The organism is Phenylobacterium sp. LjRoot225, assembly GCF_964252855.1.
Classification (GTDB): domain Bacteria; phylum Pseudomonadota; class Alphaproteobacteria; order Caulobacterales; family Caulobacteraceae; genus Phenylobacterium.
Window position 1 is genome coordinate 496,975 of record NZ_CAXUPL020000002.1, and the last position, 20,365, is coordinate 517,339.

The 20,365-nt window shown below is 67.1% G+C and carries 19 protein-coding genes; 9 read left to right on the forward strand and 10 right to left on the reverse strand.

The features are described 5' to 3' along the window. Window positions 1-219: 219 nt before the first annotated feature. Together ACSQ2B_RS12550 and ACSQ2B_RS12555 are read left to right on the forward strand one after the other, a co-directional pair. The gene (locus ACSQ2B_RS12550; protein WP_436050257.1) at window positions 220-1,851 is read left to right on the forward strand and encodes a long-chain-fatty-acid--CoA ligase; all 1,632 of its coding nucleotides are present in this window, start codon (window positions 220-222) and stop codon (window positions 1,849-1,851) included. A 43-nt stretch (window positions 1,852-1,894) separates the two neighbouring features. Beyond that, window positions 1,895-3,061: an isovaleryl-CoA dehydrogenase gene (locus ACSQ2B_RS12555; RefSeq protein ID WP_436050258.1), complete on the forward strand. Its 1,167-nt coding sequence runs from the start codon at window positions 1,895-1,897 to the stop codon at window positions 3,059-3,061. A gap of 28 nt (window positions 3,062-3,089) precedes the next feature. On the opposite strand, the gene ACSQ2B_RS12560 is transcribed toward ACSQ2B_RS12555, so the two are convergent. The 9 genes from ACSQ2B_RS12560 to ACSQ2B_RS12600 all read right to left on the reverse strand — a co-directional run bounded on the left by ACSQ2B_RS12560 (window position 3,090) and on the right by ACSQ2B_RS12600 (window position 13,363). Beyond that, window positions 3,090-3,281 (reverse strand): hypothetical protein, encoded by a 192-nt coding sequence (locus tag ACSQ2B_RS12560; RefSeq protein ID WP_436050259.1) that lies wholly within the window; start codon window positions 3,279-3,281, stop codon window positions 3,090-3,092. Window positions 3,282-3,319: 38 nt separating this feature from the next. Beyond that, window positions 3,320-3,934 carry a NuoB/complex I 20 kDa subunit family protein gene (locus tag ACSQ2B_RS12565; RefSeq protein ID WP_436050261.1) on the reverse strand — a complete coding sequence of 205 codons (615 nt, stop codon included), beginning with the start codon at window positions 3,932-3,934 and terminating at the stop codon, window positions 3,320-3,322. A gap of 107 nt (window positions 3,935-4,041) precedes the next feature. Further along, complete coding sequence (locus tag ACSQ2B_RS12570) at window positions 4,042-5,136, reverse strand: putative sugar O-methyltransferase (protein WP_436050262.1); 1,095 nt, start codon at window positions 5,134-5,136, stop codon at window positions 4,042-4,044. Beyond that, window positions 5,133-6,509: an ABC transporter ATP-binding protein gene (locus ACSQ2B_RS12575; protein ID WP_436050263.1), complete on the reverse strand. Its 1,377-nt coding sequence runs from the start codon at window positions 6,507-6,509 to the stop codon at window positions 5,133-5,135. Before ACSQ2B_RS12575 ends, ACSQ2B_RS12570 begins: the two co-directional genes overlap by 4 nt. Next, on the reverse strand, window positions 6,499-7,356 hold the full coding sequence (locus ACSQ2B_RS12580; protein ID WP_436050264.1) for an ABC transporter permease: 858 nt from the start codon (window positions 7,354-7,356) through the stop codon (window positions 6,499-6,501). Before ACSQ2B_RS12580 ends, ACSQ2B_RS12575 begins: the two co-directional genes overlap by 11 nt. After that, entirely contained in the window at window positions 7,353-8,567 is a 1,215-nt protein-coding gene (locus ACSQ2B_RS12585) for a class I SAM-dependent methyltransferase (protein WP_436050266.1), read from the reverse strand. The genes ACSQ2B_RS12580 and ACSQ2B_RS12585 overlap by 4 nt, the downstream gene beginning before the upstream one ends. A gap of 166 nt (window positions 8,568-8,733) precedes the next feature. Beyond that, window positions 8,734-10,317, reverse strand: coding sequence for a glycosyltransferase (locus tag ACSQ2B_RS12590; RefSeq protein ID WP_436050267.1), 1,584 nt, complete (start codon window positions 10,315-10,317; stop codon window positions 8,734-8,736). Between the two features lie 11 nt (window positions 10,318-10,328). Beyond that, window positions 10,329-12,047, reverse strand: coding sequence for a glycosyltransferase (locus ACSQ2B_RS12595; protein WP_436050268.1), 1,719 nt, complete (start codon window positions 12,045-12,047; stop codon window positions 10,329-10,331). Next, window positions 12,044-13,363: a rhamnosyltransferase WsaF family glycosyltransferase gene (locus tag ACSQ2B_RS12600; protein ID WP_436050269.1), complete on the reverse strand. Its 1,320-nt coding sequence runs from the start codon at window positions 13,361-13,363 to the stop codon at window positions 12,044-12,046. Before ACSQ2B_RS12600 ends, ACSQ2B_RS12595 begins: the two co-directional genes overlap by 4 nt. A gap of 726 nt (window positions 13,364-14,089) precedes the next feature. Here ACSQ2B_RS12600 and ACSQ2B_RS12605 point away from each other — a divergent pair. From ACSQ2B_RS12605 to trhA, 3 genes are all read left to right on the forward strand, one after another. Further along, window positions 14,090-14,503 carry a Zn-ribbon domain-containing OB-fold protein gene (locus tag ACSQ2B_RS12605; protein WP_436050270.1) on the forward strand — a complete coding sequence of 138 codons (414 nt, stop codon included), beginning with the start codon at window positions 14,090-14,092 and terminating at the stop codon, window positions 14,501-14,503. Then, complete coding sequence (locus ACSQ2B_RS12610; protein ID WP_436050271.1) at window positions 14,500-15,657, forward strand: thiolase C-terminal domain-containing protein; 1,158 nt, start codon at window positions 14,500-14,502, stop codon at window positions 15,655-15,657. The genes ACSQ2B_RS12605 and ACSQ2B_RS12610 overlap by 4 nt, the downstream gene beginning before the upstream one ends. 76 nt (window positions 15,658-15,733) lie before the next feature. Beyond that, window positions 15,734-16,396 carry a PAQR family membrane homeostasis protein TrhA gene (gene trhA / locus ACSQ2B_RS12615; protein WP_436050272.1) on the forward strand — a complete coding sequence of 221 codons (663 nt, stop codon included), beginning with the start codon at window positions 15,734-15,736 and terminating at the stop codon, window positions 16,394-16,396. 20 nt (window positions 16,397-16,416) lie between these two features. Here the strand turns inward: trhA and ACSQ2B_RS12620 are convergent, their stop codons facing one another. Then, window positions 16,417-16,827 carry a nuclear transport factor 2 family protein gene (locus ACSQ2B_RS12620; protein WP_436050274.1) on the reverse strand — a complete coding sequence of 137 codons (411 nt, stop codon included), beginning with the start codon at window positions 16,825-16,827 and terminating at the stop codon, window positions 16,417-16,419. A gap of 137 nt (window positions 16,828-16,964) precedes the next feature. On the opposite strand from ACSQ2B_RS12620, the gene ACSQ2B_RS12625 reads away from it, so the two are divergent. The 4 genes from ACSQ2B_RS12625 (at window position 16,965) to ACSQ2B_RS12640 (ending at window position 20,319) form a co-directional block, all read left to right on the forward strand. After that, window positions 16,965-17,690, forward strand: coding sequence for a CoA transferase subunit A (locus tag ACSQ2B_RS12625; RefSeq protein ID WP_436050275.1), 726 nt, complete (start codon window positions 16,965-16,967; stop codon window positions 17,688-17,690). Further along, window positions 17,690-18,349: a 3-oxoacid CoA-transferase subunit B gene (locus ACSQ2B_RS12630; RefSeq protein WP_436050276.1), complete on the forward strand. Its 660-nt coding sequence runs from the start codon at window positions 17,690-17,692 to the stop codon at window positions 18,347-18,349. Before ACSQ2B_RS12625 ends, ACSQ2B_RS12630 begins: the two co-directional genes overlap by 1 nt. Window positions 18,350-18,466: 117 nt before the next feature. Beyond that, window positions 18,467-19,435, forward strand: a complete 969-nt coding sequence (locus ACSQ2B_RS12635) for an LLM class flavin-dependent oxidoreductase (protein ID WP_436050278.1) — start codon at window positions 18,467-18,469, stop codon at window positions 19,433-19,435. A 98-nt stretch (window positions 19,436-19,533) separates the two neighbouring features. After that, entirely contained in the window at window positions 19,534-20,319 is a 786-nt protein-coding gene (locus ACSQ2B_RS12640) for an enoyl-CoA hydratase-related protein (protein ID WP_436050280.1), read from the forward strand. Window positions 20,320-20,365 lie beyond the last annotated feature (46 nt).

Here is a 20,365-nt window from a genome sequence, read left to right on the forward strand (position 1 = left end):
CTGGCTCCATGGCGGGCGCGCAAAGTCCATCGTGCAGACGAACTCCCTTGCTCTTCGATCCTAAGTTAATGTCCGAGCCACGCGTTCGTTGCTGTTCTATTGCTGCGTTCCAGCCTGCGACATGGGCTTGATGAGGCGGAACGGGGTGACGCCCCCCACGCGCCCCGGCGACGCGGCGCTGGTTTCGCGTCCGCGCCGGCGGAATTCCAAGGAGTTTCGATGCTCGGTCTCATGCAAGCCTGGCCGCTGACGGTCGACCGGATCCTGGACCACGCCAGGACCTGGCACGGGGACAGCGAGATCGTCACCCGCTCCGTCGAGGGCCCGGTCGTGCGGACCACCTACGCCGAGGCGCACCGCCGGGCGAAGCGGCTGTCGAACGCGCTGAAGGACCTCGGCGTCCAGCCCGGAGATCGGGTGGCGACGCTCGCCTGGAACACCGCCCGCCACCTCGAGACCTGGTACGCCATCATGGGCATGGGGGCGGTCTGCCACACGCTGAACCCGCGGCTGTTCGCCGACCAGCTCTGCTACATCATCAACCACGCCGCCGATAAGGTGATCCTCACCGACCTCACCTTCGCGCCGCTGCTGCTGGCCCAGCGGGACAAGATGCCCACGGTCGAGCGGATCATCGTCATGACCGACGAGGCGCACATGACCGGCGTCGGCGACCCCGACGCGCTCTGCTTCGAGACCCTGATCGCCAAGTACGGCGAAGACTTCGCCTGGGGGGGCTTCGACGAGAACACCGCCGCCGGCCTCTGCTACACCTCGGGCACCACCGGCAACCCGAAGGGCGTCCTCTACTCTCACCGGTCGAATTTCCTGCACACCCTGGTGACCCTGGGCGGCGACCTCCTGGGGATCAGCGCGCGCGACGTGGTGCTGCCGATTGTGCCGATGTTCCACGCCAACGCCTGGGGGCTCAGCTTCTCCGCGCCCGCGGCAGGCGCCAAGCTGGTCATGCCGGGCGGCCGGCTGGACGGCGCCTCGGTGCACGAGCTCTTGGAAAGCGAGGGCGTGACCTTCTCGGCCGCCGTGCCCACCGTCTGGCAGATGCTGCTCAACCACCTGCGGCAGACCGACGGCAGGCTCACGACCCTGAAGCGGGTGGTGATCGGCGGCGCGGCCGTACCCGAGGCCCTGGTGCGGGCCTTCCAGGACGACTTCGGCGTCGAGGTCACCCACGCCTGGGGCATGACCGAGACCTCTCCGCTCGGGACCGAGGCGCAACCGACCGCCAGGACCCTCGCGCTCGATCCCGAGAGCCAGTTCCGCCTCAAGATGAAGCAGGGCCGGCCGCCGCTGGGGATCGAGATGAAGCTGACGGACGGGGCCGGCCGTCCCCTGCCGCACGACGGCAAGACCTCCGGCCATCTGAAGGTGAAAGGCCCGTTCGTCGCCGGCGCCTACTTCGGCGAACAGGGCGGCGAGATCCTCGACGAGGAAGGCTTCTTCGACACCGGCGACGTCGGAACCATCGACGATTACGGCTTCATGCAGATCACCGACCGGGCCAAGGACGTGATCAAGTCCGGCGGCGAATGGATCTCCTCGATCGAGATCGAGAACCTGGCCATGGGCCATCCCAAGGCCGAGCTCTGCGCGGTGATCGGCGCGCGCCATCCGAAGTGGGACGAGCGGCCGGTGCTGCTGGTCAAGCTGAAGCCGGAGCAGATCGCCACGCGCGAGGATTTCCTCGACTTCCTGGAAGGCAAGATCGCCCGCTGGTGGATGCCCGACGACGTCCTCTTCGTCAGCGACATCCCGCTCGGGCCGACGGGCAAGATCGACAAGAAGGCGCTGCGCGAACGGATGAAGGATTACATGCTGCCCTCAGCGCGCTGAGGCGCTAAAACAATGCCGTCCACGACACAGGAGAGCGACGCTCATGCCCACGAACGCCTCTCCCGCGCTGGATTTCAACCTCGGCGAAACGACCGACGCGATCCGCGAGACCACCGCCCGCTTCGCCGCGGACAAGATCGCCCCGCTCGCAGCAGCGATCGACGCCGACAACCGCTTCCCGCGCGAGCTCTGGCCGCAGATGGGCGCGCTCGGCCTGCACGGGATCACCGTCGAGGAGGGCTTCGGCGGCCTGGGGTTGGGCTATCTCGAGCACGTGGTGGCCATGGAGGAGGTCTCCCGCGCCTCGGCCTCGGTGGGGCTCTCCTACGGCGCCCACTCCAATCTCTGCATCAACCAGATCCGCCGTTGGGGCTCGGACGCGCAGAAGCACCGCTACCTGCCGAAGCTGATCGGCGGCGAGCATGTCGGCTCCCTGGCCATGAGCGAGGCGAACGCCGGCTCCGACGTCGTCTCGATGACGCTCAAGGCCGAGAAGCGCGGCGACCGCTATGTGCTGAACGGGACCAAGTTCTGGATCACCAACGCGCCGCACGCCGACGTCCTCTTCGTCTACGCCAAGACTGAGAGCCATGCCGACAGCCGGGGCGTCACCGCCTTCCTCATCGAGAAGGGCTTCAAGGGGTTCTCGGTCGGCCAGAAGCTCGAAAAGATGGGCATGCGCGGCTCCGACACCGCCGAGTTGGTGTTCGAGGACTGCGAGGTCCCGCAGGAGAATGTGGTCGGGCCGCTGAACGGCGGCGTCGGCGTGCTGATGAGCGGGCTGGACTACGAGCGCACGGTGCTGGCGGGCGGGCCGCTGGGCATCATGCAGGCCTGCCTGGACGTGGTCCTGCCGTACGTCCGCGAGCGCAAGCAGTTCGGCAAGGCGATCGGCTCCTTTCAGCTGATGCAGGGCAAGATCGCCGACATGTACGTCGCCCTGAATTCGGCCAGGGCCTACGTCTATGCGGTCGCCCAGGCCTGCGACGCCGGCCAGACCACCCGCTTCGACGCCGCCGGCGCGATCCTAATGGCCAGCGAAAACGCGGTGAAGGTCTCGCTGGAGGCGATCCAGGCGCTCGGCGGCGCCGGCTACACCAAGGACTATCCGGTCGAACGCTTCGCCCGCGACGCCAAGCTCTACGACATCGGCGCGGGAACCAGCGAAATCCGCCGCTTCCTGATCGGGCGGGAGCTGATCGGGGCGTAGCAAGCTCTCGATCGCGCCGGAAACACCCTCAGGGTTCCAGAACTCCGCGCATCTCAAGCAGCGCCACGGCTTCCAGATAGGCCGCGTGCAACTCCAGCCGATGGCCGAAGTGGTCGCAGTACTCGGTCCCGGCGATCTGCCTCACCAGCGCGCGCAGGACATCCAGTACGTCGGCCTCGTCGTTGAGTGGCCGCTCTTCAGATCCCGCCGTGTCGGTCATGGATTTGGTTCTTCTCGCCTCGGTCGGGTGTGGGGGGCTTAACGCACGATGGTGCCAGTTCGCCGGATCTTCTTTTGCAATTGAAGCACGCCGTACACGAGCGCTTCTGCGGTGGGCGGGCATCCTGGCACATAGATGTCCACCGGGATGATGCGGTCGCAACCGCGGACGGTGGAGTAGCTGAAATAATAGTAGCCGCCGCCATTGGCGCACGAGCCCATCGAGATCACGTAGCGAGGCTCTGGCATCTGATCGTAGACCTTGCGCAGCGCTGGAGCCATTTTGTTCACGAGCGTGCCGGCGACGATCATGACGTCCGATTGCCGCGGGCTGGCGCGAGGGGCGACCCCGAAGCGCTCCAGGTCGTAGCGCGGCATGGAGGCGTGCATCATTTCTATGGCGCAGCACGCCAGCCCGAAGGTCATCCACATCAATGACCCAGTACGCGCCCAGGTGATCAGGTCATCTGAGGCTGCGCTGATGAAGCCCTTGTCGGCCAATTCCTGGGAGACGCCGTCAAAGTATGGATCGTGCTTTTTCGGATCGTAGGCTTCGACGACGGATCGCCCAGCCGGGTCTGGCGTAAGGCTGCCCCGGCTTCTGGGGGAGAGTTCGGGGAGTGAGCCTTGCGGGCGTCGGCCATCGTCGTTCACGGGTTCACCAATGAATCGGACCCAGCTCCTGAGACGCGACCTGGATCAGCCCGTTAATGTGGGGTCCGGGCGGCGATTCCAAGCGCTGCCCTGAGGCGCGGAACCCTCTAGGTACGCCTCCATAGCGTTTCGAAGAAGAAATCCTGGACGGCGTCCGCACGGTCAAACGACTTCGACCATCCCTGCGGCATATCGAAATCCGCCTTTTCGTAGTGGCAAAGGTCCAGAGCGTTATCTGAGCTGATCCACTGCTTGATATAGACGAAGTTCCTCACCTTTTTGTCGAATAGCTCAATGTATTTTGACACCTGCCGCGGCGTCATCTCGGCCAAATTGCTAATCGCGATGGCGATGTCGAAAGACCTGTCGGGCAGCTTGGCGAACTGATCCGGCGTCAGGAAGACCAGCTCGCTCGCGGTCAGCTCCGCCGCCACTTCGTCCCAGTCGCGCCAGGCTCTGAATTTGAAGGTGCATTTGTTGGAGAAGAGCTGGGTCAGGTACCATTGGGAGACATAGAGCGCCGGCGGGATGTCGACGATGACATAGCGGCAGGGCGCCGAGCTCATGATCACATGGGCCAGGCGGCCATAGCCCGCGCCGATTTCGACGATGGTCTGAGCGCGGCCCTCACGAAGTTCAGGCTCGACCATCGAGAGCACTGCGTTGCGCTCTCGGATGCTGTTCGCCAGGTCCTGAGAGATCCGCCGCCCGCCAAGCCGAAGCGGGATCGGGTTTCCGAGCGCCGGCTCTTCGAGAGCCGAGGTGAGGCCATTGGGGCTGACCTGGCTCGTATAGGCCCACAGCATGCCGACGAAGAGCCGGTAGATCTCGGCCGCTGGCCGCGAGCTCAGGCCGTCGCTCGAGAAGAGGCTTTCGACGGCGGCGTCGTCCGCGTCGAGTTCGGCCATGAAGGCCTCGACGGTCGGGAGATCGGCCGTGAGCCGCAACAGGGCGCGGAACTGGTTGTCGGCGGGACTGGTCGGGAGCCAGTTGTAATAGTTCTGATTGATGGTCCGCTTGAAATTATCGACGCCGGCGGACAGGAGCTGACGGACATTCTGCTGGTCGAAGTGCTCCCAAAAGGCGGACGGCCGGAAATCGCTTTCGCAGGCGCTGACGTGGTCGATCATCGCCTGCAACTCCGGCGGCAGGGCGCCGGCGGCCGGCGGGTTCGCCGTCATGTCCTTTCGCCGTTTGCTCATCGCATCCCGGGCTCGGCGGTGGGCACGGCAGTCGCGCGCTCTTCGCCAGCCGCCGCCAGCCGCCGCATGCTCACCTCACGCCGGCCAGGCAGATAGGCCCCGAAGACCGTTCTCGCGGGATCCGGATCGACCACCCGGAAGATGACGACGTTGTCGATGTGGTCCATCCAGACGGCGTCGAACTGGTTGTACGCAATCGAGACGCTGAGGCTGTAGAAGCCCGGTCGCAGCTCCACGGGGATCCTGAAGCTGAACCGCAGCAGCTCTCCCGCCTTCGCCGGCGGAAAGGTCATCTTCTCCTGATAGGAGTTGAGGCCGATCACATGGGTGCCGAGCCGATCGGTGATGTAGAAGCCGACGACGTACTCGGGCTGGTCGATCCCGAACCGCACGTCGAATTCGATGCCGGCCTCGCCGCCGAGCGCGACCGAGGTGGTCTGGACGCCATGTGCGTCACAGAGAGATGCGTGAACGATTTCGGCCGTTCCGTCTCCGTGCCGAAAGTAGCCGAACTCCGGCAGATCGGCGCCAATGCTGGCCGCCGCGCCCTCGCGGGGAGCGAGCGTGGTTCCGTCGTCCGCCGGGGCGGCGCGCTCGGCCTCCAGCTGCGACAGCCGATCGAGGTCGTACCCCACCGTCATGAGAGCCACGTACCAGTTGGAGACCTCCAACGGCTTGCCGCGCCGGACGACGCGGCCGTCCTGCAGCACCAGGACCTCGTTGCAGAGCCGTTTGACGCCCTCGGTGTCGTGGCTCACGTAGAGGATGGCGACGCCGCTCTCCTGCATCGCCCGAATCCGGGCCATGCAGCGATGCTGGAACCGCCCATCCCCCACGGCCAGCGCCTCGTCCACCACCAGCACGTCCGGATCGACGTTGATGGCCACCGAGAAGGCGAGGCGCACGAACATGCCGGACGAGTAGGTCTTCACCGGCATGTCGAGGAATTCGCCGATCTCGGCGAATTCGATGATCTGCGGCATTCGCTCGACGATTTCCGCCGGCGACAGCCCCAGCACCGATGCGTAGAGGCGGACGTTCTCGCGCCCGGTGTATTCGGGATTGAAGCCCGCCCCCAGCTCCAGAAGCGCTGAGACCCGACCGCGGACGCGGACCTCGCCCTCGGTCGGCTGGTTGGTGCCGCAGATGATCTGCAGCAGGGTCGACTTGCCGGAGCCGTTCCGGCCGATGATCCCGACGGTCTCGCCGCGCCGAAGCTGCAGCGACACATCCTTCAGCGCCCAGAAATCCCGATAGTACTGCCGGCCTGGCGACAGGTACTGCTTCAGTCGGTCCTGCGGCCGCGAATAGACGCGATAGCTCTTCGCGACCCCGCGAACGTCGACCAGCAGATCCGGATCGTCAGATGACATCCGCAAATCCTTTGCGCGTCAGCTCGAACCAGGCCCAGCCGAGCCAAAGGGTGAGAAGCCCGGTCAGGTACTGCCGCCCCAGCAGGATTGGATCCGGCCAATGACCGAGGAAAAAAGCCGCGCGCGTTTGTTCGACGACGCTCGCAACCGGATTGAGGAACATCCACTCCTGCAGCGGCGCCGGAAGGGCGCTCACCGGGAAGAAGATCGGACTGACGAACATCAGCACGGAGATGACGACGCCCACCAGCTGATTGATGTCGGGCAGGTAGACGCCCAGGGAGGCGAGGAACCAGGACAGACCCAGGACGAACAGCAGGAATGGCGCGATGATGAAGGGCGCGCTCAAGCTGGAGGGCGGCAGGCCGCCCGATCTGAGCGCGAGCGCGACGACGAAGATCGCCATCGTGATCAGGAAGGTGAAGACCGTCGCGCCGAACTCGCTCAGCACAAGCACGTCGAGCGGGAACACCACCCGTTTGACGAAATTGGCGTTCGCCTTGATCAGGCTGGGCGCCTTGGCGAGCATCTCGGACAGGACCGTAAAGATCGAAAGCCCTGCAAACAGGGCCAGGCCGAAATCGATCGGACTGAACGCTCCCCCCGTACTGTAGAACCTCGACTTGAACACCACCCCGAAGACGAAGGTGTAGACCGCGAGCATCAGCAGCGGCTTGAACACCACCCAGAACAGGCCAAGCGCGGTGCCCCCGTGTCCGCTCCGCACGGTGCGGATCGCGAGCTGGGTCGCCACGTCCCGGTGACGCCACAGCCGGGCGATCATGGTGGTCGGCGCGATCCGCCGCCACCGGGTGGCGGGCGCCGTCAGCGTCTGAAAGTCGCTCATGAGCGCGCGCCCTCCGCCCGGGGCGCCTCGCCCCGCACCCGCCGAACGATGCGCCGCGCCAGACCCGCCAGCGAGGCCGCTCGGAGCCGCTCAAGCGACTCGAGGGCCGACCGCAGCGCCTGGGCATGGCTTTCCAGCGCCTGGGCGTGGATCTCCAGCGCCGCCGCCTGCTGCTCGATGAGCAGATTGGCCCGCTGAAGAGCCTCCTCGGTCCGCTGAAGCGCCTCATTCCTGCGGAGCCCCTCGGCCAGTCCGTCGGCGACGGCTTGGAGCTCCTGGATGTGCTTGTCCTTGCCCGCGACCACCTCGCCGAGCGTCTTCACGCCAAGCTCCCGGTCGGCCACGACGGCCTCCAGGGTCGGGCCGTGATAGCGCTCCGCGTACCGCTTCAGCTGATCGGCGAGGACCAGCAAGGCGGCGTTCGGGTCCTCGTCCGCCTGTGGCGGCGCGACATCGGGGTACTGCGCGGCCAAGCGATCGGCCACCCCCCGGTCGCGTGTGGCGATGAAGAAACGACGGTAGTGCTGCACCCCCGGCTCGTCGGTTGGGATGGCCGCGTTTTGCAGGCTCGACACGGCGGCGCGCACCGCATCGCCATCATTGACTGTAGAGAGGACGAGATTGGCGACGTTGAGCGCCAGCCAGTCCGCCAGCCGAACGTTGTCGACCGTCACGACGGCCGCGCCGGCGGCCTCCAGGGTCGAGCGCACCTGGTCCGGATCCGGCAGCCCGAAGTCCTCATGCTCGACCAGGAACGGTTCGTCGGCCTTGAACAGGCGCCGAAAGGCGCTGGCGTAATCAAGCTCGGCGCGCCGCACCGGCTCGCACCCGATCGGCGCGGCGACGACCGTGACGGTTTTCGCCACGCGAAGGCATTCGCGCAGGAAGAAATCGCGCCCGCTGGGGGCCACGTGCTCCAGCACGTCCATGGCGACGACGGCGTCGAAGGCGCCGTCCGGAAACGGCAGAGCGGCGTTGGGCGGAACGGCGATCAGATGCTCGTCCTCAAAGGCCTGGACGTCGGTCCGCGTCACCGCCGCGAAGCCGGCCGGCAGGAACTCTTCGGTGAGACGCTGCGGCCCGGCCCCCACATCCAGGATGCGGATCGCCGCCGAGGGAGCGAGCATCGAGGTCAGGATCTCGGCCAGCCTTGAATACCTGGCGTGCAGGTCGAACTGGTAACTGTCGCGCGAGGCGGAGGTGATCGACAAACTCGGCAAGTCCTGGCCTTAGGGCTGCGCGCGGCTCGGCCGCGAAGTCAGGCAGCCTACATCATCTTGTGTTCGCCGACCGAAGTCAGCGAGATCCCCATGTTCCACCAGAGCGCCGGCGGAACCTGGGCCGGAGCGTGTCGCGCGCCGCGGCGTCATCATTCACCTATGCGTATCGCGCGAGTTGAGACCGCGCCCCGGCGGCCTGCCGCACCGCGTTCAAATCAAGCAACCTCTCAGCCAGGGCGCCGACCTCGCCCGCCGCGCCGTCGACCGAGGGGCCCGCCAGTTCAGCCGAAATCAGCGGCGAATAGGCTGTCACGCGCCCCTCCGCCCGGGCCTGGCGAGCCAGCCGCATGCCAAGCCCAACGAGCGGCGTTTCGCGCGCAAGCGCGGCCAGAGTGCGACCCAGAAGCGCCGTCTCCACGAAACAAAGGTCCGTCGCCGCGCTATCGACGCATTGCGGCTTCAGCCACAAGGCATAGGGCCCTGCCGACCCAGCCGCCTGTCGAAACGTCGGCCGAGCGAGCCGACCGGCTTCGTCCAGGACCTCGATGCCGCGCAGAACCGCGCGCTTGCCGTCGGTCAGATCTCCGCACACGACCGCCACTTCCGGGTGGCACTCGAAGAGTTTGACGGCCTCCCACCACCAGGCGTCGCCGGTGGCGACGACGCCGCCGCCGAACAGCAGGACGTGCGGCTCCTCGACGGTCTGCAGGGCGTCGGACAAATCGCCGACGGTCAGGCCTGTCGCATCCGGGCTCCGTCGCCAGAATATCAGACCTGAGGGTCGGGACCTCCCTGGGGGCGAAAGCGTCACCGTCCGGGCGGCGGGGACCGCTGCGGCGATGGCCGGCGGTCCATTGAGCCCGACCACCGCAACCGGCGGGCTCGCGTGGGGACGGCGCACGACGTACCACTCCGGCGCCCCGCGGTAGATCGGAAAGTCGTCGATGACGTAGAGGCTCGGCTCCGGGAGCTGCGAGACAAAGCGCTCCAGCAGATGGCGCGTGGATTGGCGCGATCCCTCGCTCGGCCCATCCGTCGTGTTCGTGGTCGACGCCGGATGCTGACGCCAGTGGTAGAGCACCTCGCGGACGTGCACGGGCGTCGACGCGCGCGAAAGGCGGAAGCAGGTGTCCCAGTCGTGGCACCAGGTGGCGCCCGGGTCGGTATAGAGCCCCGCCTCGATGGCGGCGTCGCGGCGGATGCAGCACAGGTGCCAGACGTAGGAGCTCGCCAGGTTCAGCACCGGGTCCCAGTCCGGCCGCCAGTAGGGATGAACCGGAACCCCGTCGACCAGCAGATCCTCGTCGGAGTAGAGCATCGCCGGCGATCCCTGACGATCGATCTCGGCGGAGAGCACCTGCAGGGCGTCCAGCGTCAGCAGGTCGTCGGCGTCCACCGGCACGACGTACTCCGTCTCCGCCGCGGCGAGGCACCGGCGCATGCCGCCCATGATTCCGAGGTTCACCGGCTCCCGCAGGAGTTGGATCCGGGGATCGGCCTCGAGCTCCTTCAGCGCGCTGTCGAGGGCGTCGGTGATCGGCCCATGCGCCAGGATGACCCATTGGTCGAAGGCGAGCGTCTGGCTGAGCAGGCACCCGGCGGTCTGGCGGAAAAGCGCCGCATCGGTCCCGCTGTAGACCGTGGTCAGCAGACCAAATCGCCCTGGCCGCGCTTCAGCCAGATAGCGGCGCCCGCGCCGGCGGACCGCCTCCGCATGCTGCTCGTGATAGGGCTGCGGCATCGATCCGTCGGTCAGCTCGACGCCACGGCTTGAGCCCAGCCGAGCAGGCCGCGCAGGTGAGCGTCCCGTTTCGCCGCGGGAGTCCATACGTGCGGCGCAGCCGGCGAAAACCCGACGTGACGCGACAGCAGGCTCTCCTCCGGCATCAGCTCCGCATGGGCCAGGAGGAAGGCGGCGCGCTCGTCATCGCTCACCTCCGCCTCCCAATCCGTGGAACAGCTGGCGATCAGGAACGGGGAATACACCGTCCGCAGATTGGCGCGCCGCGCGGCCGCCCCGGCCCAGGCCCCCAGGAACGGCAGCGAGGCCTTGCCGTTGCGGGCAAGACGCTCCACCAGCGGCGTCAGGAAGTCAGCGCGGAACACCGCGTGTTGCGCGCTCACGGCGCTGGCGGAATGCGGCTTCCAGGCGATCGCGAAATAGCCAGGGTCGGTGAGCGGTCGGCCGCGATCCGGCGGATCGCATCCGCGGCCAAACCCGAAGCAGCCGCTCGCGTGCAGCAGCAGGCCGTTACGGCCGACGATCCGGCCGCCGACGGTCACCGTGTCCGGGAACAGCTCCATGAGCGTAAGGGCTTCCCAGGCCCACTCGGGGTCACGGACCTGCACGTCCTGGGGAAGGATGTGCACCAGGCCTTCGACGCCGCGCAGCGCTCGCGCGAGGCCGGCGAGCCCCTCCGCCCGCGAGACCGAGACGATCTCATGGGGCGCGTAGCCGTTCGTCGGCAGCTCGGGCAGCGGCGCCGTCGGGGAGTCGACCAGGACCACTGTGGTCAACGGCGCGGCGGCCTCACGCCGCCGCTGGATCCGCCAGTCCGGCATGCCGCCGAACAGCGGGCTCTCCGCCACGCTGTAGAGATCCGGCTTGGCGCCGCCGGACAGGAAGCGGGAAATCACCGCCTGATGGCTGGAATAGACGACCGGCTTGGATGCGATGTTCTCCGAGGTGGAGTTCTCGTGCATGCGCCAGCTGTAGATGACCTCGGGGACATGCACCGGCGTATGCCGGGCGAGGTGGAACCGCGTGAAGCTGTCCCAGTCGTGGCTGCCCTCCGCCGCCGCATCCGTGTAGCAGCCGCACTCGAGGGCCAGGATCCGATCCAGGGCGCACAGGTGCGCGATGTAGCAGGAGTGCAGGAAGAGGACCGGATCCCAGTCCGGCTTGAAGTACGGCAGGACGTGTTCCTGGCCGCGCAGCTTGTCCTCGTCCGAATAGAGAAGCGGAGGATAGTTGTTCTCGACGATCGCCGTCGTCATGATGCGGACGCAGTCGAGCGAGAGCAGATCGTCGCTGTCGAGCGGCAGCACATACCGTCCGCTGGCGCGATCCAGGCAATATTTCATCCCGCCGATGATGCCGAGGTTCTCCTCGACCCGCTCCAAGCGCACGCAGGGATGCGCCCCGATCCTTTCGAGAGCCGCCCTCGTCCGTGGATCCGTGGATCCGTTGTCGAGGATGAACCACTCGAATTTCGTGCCGCCCTCCTGTTCGAAGACGCTCGCGGCGAGCGGCTGAAGATAGGCCGGATCGGTATTCCAGACCGTGGTGATGAAGGAGAGCAGGCCCGGGTGCTGCGGCTCGTTGTACTCGCGAAGCCGGACGGTCCAACCGCCCGGCGTCGTCTCCTGGTGGGTCCGCGCCTTCAGCCAAAGCGTGCGGAACAGCGACCGCACCGAGAGCGGCAGGGCCCGAGCCGCCCGGCGAAGCGGCGCTGACAGCAACATGCTCATTGCAGCCCCCCTCGGTAGCGCTCGACGGCCCAGGGAAGCGCTTGCGCGAAGCTCTCCTCCCAAGCCCGCGGAGCCTGGACCCAGCTCGGGTCGATCGACCCCGAGCGGACCCGCTGGACCGCCTGCCTCAGGCCGGACACCACGCCGTCCAGCGTCGCCGAGACGGGCACAATGTTGCCTGAGAGCGCGGTCAGCGCCTGTGCAGTCTTATTCTCGAACGTGTTTGTGACGGCGATGCGGCCGCAGGCGGCCATCTCCAGCGGCGGATAGCTCGTATGCGGCGAGAGCATCAGGGACAGAGCAATGTCGGAGCCGCGCAGCAGCTGGCCGTAGCCCTTGTAGTCGAGCCAGGGCGCGGACCTGATGGCGGCGCCACGCCCGAGGTCGATCGTCTGCAAGGCCTCGCCCATGAAAAGGAATTCCCACTCTTCGCCTTCGAAGACTCCCAGTTCGTTGGCGGTGCGCAGGGCGTAGAGGCCAAGCTCGAACAGGTTCCGCCGCGCCGTGTTGGGGCGGGCGTAGAAGATCAGGCGCCGGCGCGATTCGCGGCCGGCGCTCTCAGGATAGAAGACCGAGCGATCCACGGCCGGCTCGAACACGGTCATCTTGTTCCGGAGGAATTCTTCGTCCGAGAAAGCGCCGATCTGGCGGCTCACCATGTGCTCAGAAAGCAAATTGCTGCAAAGTATGCCATAGTAGTCGAGAGAATATGTTTCCATCGCAAGCGCGTATTCGGTGGACCAGGGATAAAGTCCGGGCTCGAAATCCTGGATGATGTAGAAGAACCGCTTCCGCTTCATCATCGGCAGGGCGTACTTGATCATCTGTACGTTCCACCAGGCCGAGGCGAAGAAGGCGTCGTTCTCGCCGATCGGCAAGGCGACGGAACGGTCCGCCCCACAGACGATTTCGACATCCGCCCCCTCCCCTGACAGCCCCGTCAGGGCCTGGAAGTGATTGCGAAGCGGGCCGTGGTCCTGGTCCATGGCGATGTCGGTCGAGATGAAACGCAGCGGCACGCCCAGGTGCGACATCCGGTAGACGAGGTTTATCGCGGTGTTCGGGCCGCCCGACATGGCCCGCATCGCCATGCCGGGGATCAAGACGTTCAGGCGCGGGCGGGCGCTCAGGGTCGGATCGAGGCGCAGATTGAGCGGCGCGATAGACGGCAGCCCGTCGCGAAACTGGGTATAGGCAAGCTGTCGCCCGCCTCGATTCAGCTGGGTCTCGACTGCGCTGGCCGCGAGGCGAGGCTCGCGGACTGCGAAGTTGAGAATGCGGCCCGCTCGAGCCAGTCGGCTCCAAGCCTTCGTCAACAGCATTTTCGCGCCACCGCGTCCTTACAAGTACATCGACCTAGGCAGGCCCAAAACCGCACTCCGAATGAGCCATTTCACCACAACTTCCAAGGCCCCTTCTGCTCGACAATCAACTCTTCCAGGCGCCTGTGTTTCACACACCCCCTCGGCGGCCAGCCCCTTCGTGGCCAAGGGCGCAGCTCGCCGTCCCGCGTCAGAAATCGACCTGCGCGGCCGGACTTTCGTGGAGCCAGCGGACAACTTATGAGCCAGAATTAGTCCACATCGGGGCGAGGCGCTCGTCCAAGCTTGCTGAGGCCCAAGCAGGCGTTCGACGTCAGGAGCGTCCGGAGATCCCGGGCGCGACAATCACAGACGGGCTCGCATCGAGGCCGTCGGAGCGAGGGAAATGATGTCTTTTCCTGGGCCTAGCGTCTTGCGACTACGCCGCCTCACGTCACCCTTGCGGTTGCCGAATGAGGAGGCTCGGCGTTGCTGGGCCGTCGCCCGGCCCGTGGTCGCAGGGTGCCTGCCTTGGCTGGCGCTGTTCGCCTCAAGCCTGAGAAGCCGATCGCTCTCCGCGCCTGAGGTTGTTTGGCTCTGCGCATGCATGTCCATCAGCCTGTGGCTCGGGCGATGCTCCACTCCCAGCCGTGGGCTCCGCCGGTCCGCCCATCTGCGACGTGGACTGGACGCCGTCGCCGCCCGCCTGCGCAGCTCGGCGCCCCAGGACAGATGAGCTCCATGCAAAGAGCCCTGCCCCAGCCGACGCCGGAGACCCAGCACTTCTGGGACGGCTGCAAGGCCGGCGAACTGCGTCTGCAGCGATGCCGCACGTGCGCGACGTCCTACTTCCCGCCGCGTCCGTTCTGTCCGCAGTGCGCAAGCCGGGACGTCGAGGTCTATGCCGCGAGCGGAAAGGCGACGCTCTACTCCTATGTCATCAACCATCGGCCCCGGCCGGGCATGGGCCCCGATCCCCACTCGATCGCCGTCGTGACGCTCGCCGAGGGCCCGCGGATGATGACCAATGTGGTCGGCTGCCCGCAGACGCCGGAGGCCCTGCTGCTCGACATGCCGCTCCAGGTCGTCTTCGAGAAACAGAACGACGAGATATCGCTCCCGCTCTTCCAGCCGGCGGAGGGATTGAGGCCATGAAGCCCAATTCCATCGCCGTGGTCGGCGCCGCCGAAACCACCAGGCTCGGCGTCATCCCGGACGTCTCGAACCTCGGCCTGCACCTGGATGCGGCGCTCAACGCCATGGCCGACGCCGGTCTGACGCCGAAGGACATCGACGGGATCGCCACGACCGGCGAAAGCCCGGTCACCACCGCCGCCTACCTGGGCGTTACACCAAAGTGGGTGGACGGGACCAGCGTCGGCGGCTGCTCCTTCATGCTGCATCTGCGCCACGCCGCAGCGGCCATCGCTGCCGGCTATTGCACCACGGTGCTGATCACCCACGGCGAATCCGGCCGATCGCAAATCGCGGCGCCGCAGTACGCCCGGGCGCCGGCGAGCCCATCGGGCCAGTTCGAGGCGCCGTATGGCGTGAGCATCCCGGCCACCATGTTCACCGTTCCAGTGCTCCGCTACCTCAAGACCTATGGCGCCACGGTGGAGGATCTCGCCCGGGTGGCCGTGGTCCAGCGCGAGTGGGCGGCCCTGAACCCTCGCGCCTTCGCCCGGGAGCCGATCACTGTCGACGATGTCCTGAACTCCCCGATGATCGCCTGGCCCTATCGCAAGCTGATGTGCTGCCTGGTGACGGACGGCGGCGGCGCCCTGATCGTGACGAGCGCCGAGCGGGCCCGCGATTTTCCGACCAAGCCCGTCTACGTCATGGGCAGCGGGGAAAGCTGCGAACCGCCGATGATCAGCATGATGGAGGACTTCACCAGCTCCCGCGCCTTCCGGGTCTCCGGCCAGGCGGCCTTCGAGTCTGCCGGCGTCAGCCACGCCGACGTCGACCACCTGATGATCTATGACGCCTTCGCGCACCTGCCGCTCTACGGCCTCGAGGACCTCGGGTTCTGCGGGCGCGGCGAGGCGAAAGACTTCTTCCGGGAGCGACGCACCTCGCCCCCCTCGGAAGGCAAGAAGGGCGGCGTGCTGCCGATGAACACCAACGGCGGCGGCCTCTCCTACATGCACTCGGGCATGTACGGCATGTACGCCCTGCAGGAGAGCGTCCGGCAGATGCGCGGGACGGCGCCGGCGCAGGTCCCCGACGCGAAGATCTCGGTCTGCCACGGCGTCGGCGGCATGTTCAGCGCCGCCGGCACCATCATCTTCACCAATGAGGCCTGAGCGCGCCGGGGCCCGGCTGTTTGGACGAACACCTCAAGGCTGACATGATAGGTTGCTAGCTTGCCAAGGCGCCCACATGGACCTGCCCGCAATGAAGCCTCCGCCCCACTACCCCACCGCGGCTGCAAAGTGCGCCGACCTGGTGGTGCACATCGTCGGCCTCACCCTCGCCCTCGTCGGCGGGATCGTGCTGTTGACCTTGGCGGTGAAGGCCGGCTCGATCAGTCGCGTGGTCGGCGTGTCGGTCTATGCGGCAGGGCTGCTGGCGATGCTTGGCTTCTCGACCGCCTACAATTTCGCCCAGGCGCGGTACCGCCCGGCGCTCCGACGGCTCGACCACGCCGGCATCTTCCTGATGATCGCCGGCTCGTACACGCCCTTCACCCTGAGCCTGCCGGGCGCATGGGGCTGGGGGATGACGACGGCGGTCTGGTCGATTGCGGCCCTGGGCGCGCTCGGCAAGCTGGTGCTGAAACATGTGGACCGGAAGTTCTGGATCGCCGTCTATCTCGCGCTCGGCTGGCTGGTGGTGGTGGCGCTGAAGCCGATGATCGATCATCTCGCCTGGTATGCGCTGGTGCTGCTGCTGGCCGGCGGCATCGTCTATTCCACGGGCGTCATCTTCTACGTCAACAAGCGGCTGAAATTCTATCGAGCTATCTGGCACGGCCATGTGGTGGCCGCGGCCGCCACCCACTGGGCCGCGGTCCTGCTGGGCGTCGTCCTGGCCGCCCGCTAGTCCGGGATCAGCGCCTCCCTCTAACCGGCGATCCTGGCTGCGGCGTCCTTCATCAGGGGGACCAGCTTCTCCTGTGCGACGAGGGGGTTGTAGTGCTCGGCCACCGAGGCGATCCGGTCGTCGCGGATGCGGAAGACGAAGACGTAGGTGTTACGGTAGGTCTCTCCGTTGATGAGCAGGCCCTCGGAGTCAGCCTCGGCCACGACCCGGTCCTCGTCCGCCGTCAGCGAATGGATGGTGAAGGTCAGGGGACCTGCGCACATCGCCGCCAGCAGCCGGACCAGATCCTGGTAGCGCGCCTTGTCCATGGCGCCGCCGGTGGTGATCCAGCCGGTCATGTCCGGCGTGAGCAGGTCGTCCGGCAAGTCGCCCTGGCTGACGGCGTCGAAGTAGGCCCGGGCGAGCTGGTAGCTGCGATCCTTGATGGTCATCTCCTTCCCTTTTTCGGCGCGCGTCTGCGGCGGCCGGGTTGAAAACGCATCACGGTCTCGCCCTGGGCGTTTCCTTGCGCCATCCGCCCTGATATTGCGACGCACCAGGGCGCGAGGCCAGGGTAAGGAGCCAAGTGGTGACAGGTAAGGTTCAGGCCAACGCCGTCGAGGCCCTATCAGGCCTGTTGTTCGACGGCATGACCATCATGTCCGGCGGGTTCGGCCTGTGCGGCATCCCGGAGAATCTGATCGCGGCGATCCGCCAGAGCGGAGTCAAACAGCTGACGGTCATCTCCAACAACTGCGGGATCGACGACTTCGGCTTGGGAATTTTGCTGGCCGGCGGCCAGATCAAGAAGATGATCTCCAGCTACGTCGGCGAGAACAAGCTGTTCGAGAAGCTCTACCTGTCGGGCGAGCTGGAGCTGGAATTCAACCCGCAAGGCACGCTGGCCGAACGCATCCGCGCCGGCGGCGCCGGCGTCCCGGCCTTCTTCACCAAGACCGGGGTCGGCACCCTGGTGGCCGAGGGCAAGGAAGTCCGCGAGTTCGACGGCGAGCTCTACGTCATGGAGCGCGGCCTCACCGCCGACCTCTCCATCGTCAAGGCTTGGAAGGGCGACACGGCCGGCAACCTGATCTACCGAAAGACCGCCCGGAACTTCAATCCGATGATGGCCACCGCCGGCAAGACCACCGTGGTCGAGGCCGAAGAGATCGTCGAGGTGGGCGCGCTCGACGCCGACCAGATCCACACGCCGGGCATCTATGTCGATCGCATCCTGAAGGGCGCCGTCTTCGAAAAGCGGATCGAGCGCGTGACCACGCGGCCCCGCGAAACCACCGTCGGAGAGAATGTCTGATGCCCCAAGATCAAAAAGGCTGGACTCGTGACGAGATGGCCGCGCGCGCGGCGACCGAACTGCGCGACGGCTTCTATGTGAACCTCGGCATCGGCATCCCGACGCTGGTGGCCAACTACATCGCCCCGGGCGTGACCGTGACGCTGCAGAGCGAGAACGGCATGCTGGGCATGGGCCCCTTCCCCTACGAGGGCGAGGCGGACGCCGACCTGATCAACGCCGGCAAGCAGACCATCACCGAGCTTCCCAGCTCCTCCTATTTCAGCTCGGCCGACAGCTTCGCCATGATCCGCGGCGGGCACATCGACCTCTCCATCCTGGGCGCCATGCAGGTGGCCGCCAACGGCGACCTCGCCAACTGGATGGTGCCGGGCAAGATGGTGAAGGGCATGGGCGGCGCCATGGACCTGGTGGCCGGCGTCAAGCGCGTGGTCGTGGTCATGGAGCATGTTGAGAAGTCCGGCGCGCCCAAGCTGGTCAACGCCTGCTCCCTGCCGCTGACCGGCCAGGGCGTGGTGGACATGGTGGTCACCGATCTCGGCGTCTTCCAGGTCGATCGCGGCAAGCGTCCGCTGACCCTGGTCGAGCTGGCGCCCGGCGTGGCGGTCGAGGAGATCAAGGCCAAGACCGAACCTTCCTTCGAGGTCGCGCTGGCGTAGATCCGGCAGGCGTCGCGTCTTGCACCTCGCCGTAAAGCGGCGAGAGGGGGACGGGGCGCCGTAGACAGGGTCGCGAGGTCTGCCGCAAGCTGCGCCCGACAGTCCGGGGGCGGCCAGATGAGCCAGATCAACATCACCTTCGACCTGCGGGCGCCGGACTTCGGCGCGCCAGCCTCCGACGTCTATGCGACGGCCCTGGAGATGGCGGCCTACGCAGACGCCAAGGGCCTCGACGCCGTCGATCTTCAGGAGCACCACGGCGTCGAGGACGGTTACCTGCCCGCGCCCTTCCTGATGGCCTGCGCCGTCGCGGCGCGGACCGAGCGCATCGCGATCCAGCTCGGCGCGGTCATCCTTCCGCTGCACGATCCCGTGGAGGTGGCCGAGCAGATCGCGGTGGCCGACCTGATCAGCGGCGGCCGCATCCGCGTGATCCTCGCCGCCGGCTATGTGGAGCGCGAATTCGCGGCGTTCGGCGTGTCGCTGCACGACCGCGCCCGGCGAATGGACGAGGGGCTGGAGATCATCACCCGGGCGCTGAGCGGCGAGCGCTTCATGGCGGGTGATCGCCCGGTGTTCGTCCGCCCGCTGCCGCCGAGCGGGCTGTCCAAGATCTATGTCGGCGGCGGCGTGCCGGCCTCGGCGAAGCGCGCGGCGCGCCTGGGCCTGGGCTTCTATCCCATGTCGGACGCGCTGATCCCGGTCTACGAGCAGGCGTGCCGGGACCTCGGCCGCGAGCCCGGACCCATCCAGCGGCTCGCCACGGCCGTCCACGTGTTCGAGGACGTGGAGAAGGGCTGGGCGGAGATCGGCGACAACCTGCTCTACTATTTCAAGAGCTATGCGGAGTTCAGCAGCTCCGCGGAGACCTCCTCTTCGCCGGTGCACGGCGTCGACTCGATCGAGGCGATCCGAGCGTCCGGCGCCCTGGTTCAGGTGGTCACGCCCGACCAGGCCGTGGAGCTGGCCAGAACGCGGCCGATCGCGCTGCTTCCCTTGCAGGGCGGCATCCGCCCGGAGATCGGCTGGAAAACCTTGGAGCTGTTCACCGAAAAGGTGCTCCCGAGGCTCGAGCGAAAGAGCTAACCGCCTAGCCGCCCAGGTCGGCGCTCAAGCTCCCGTGGGCGCCTCGGCTAGACTGCGGGCGCAGACGCCCTTGCCGCCCCTGTCGCTTGGCGGGAAACATGCCGGCCATGGACTTCATCACGGTCGAGCGCCACGGCGGGGTGACGACGGTCACCCTCAACCGCCCCCAGGCGATGAACAGCATCACGCCGGACATGCACCACGAGCTGCAGGCGGCGTTCGACGACTTCGCGACGGACGACGGCCAGCGGGTCTGCGTGGTCACCGGGGCCGGCGAGAAGGCCTTCTGCGCCGGCAGCGACCTGAAGGCGATGGCGGCCGGCCAGGTCCGTCCCTATCCGAAGAACGGCTACGCCGGCTTGATTGAGCGGTTCGACCTGGCCAAGCCGGTGATCGCCGCGGTCAACGGCCTGGCGCTGGGCGGCGGCTTCGAGCTGGCGCTCGCCTGCGACCTGATCATCGCCGCGGAGACCGCCAGCTTCGGCCTGCCCGAGCCGCTGGTCGGCACGGTGGCGCTCGGCGGCGGCCTGCATCGGCTGCAGCGGCAGATCGGTCTGAAGCAGGCCATGGGCCTGGCGCTCAGCTCGCGCCGGATCAGCGCCGCCGACGGCCTGCGCCTGGGGCTCGTCAACGAGGTGGCGGCGCCGGGCGAGCTTGCGGCGGCGACCGAGCGCTGGTGCGAGGACATCCTGAAGGGTGCGCCGCTGGCGGTGGCGGCCTCCAAGCAAACCATTATGCGCAGCCTCGACGAGCCGGACCTGGCGACCGCGCTGCAGAACCAGGCGACCTATCCCTACTTCGCCGCCCAGGCCGCCAGCGAGGATCGGGCCGAAGGCGCCCAGGCCTTCGCCGAGAAGCGCCCGCCGGCGTGGAAGGGTCGCTGATCGGCGACCGGCGCGCGCCGACAGGCGCGCGCCGGCGACCGATCGG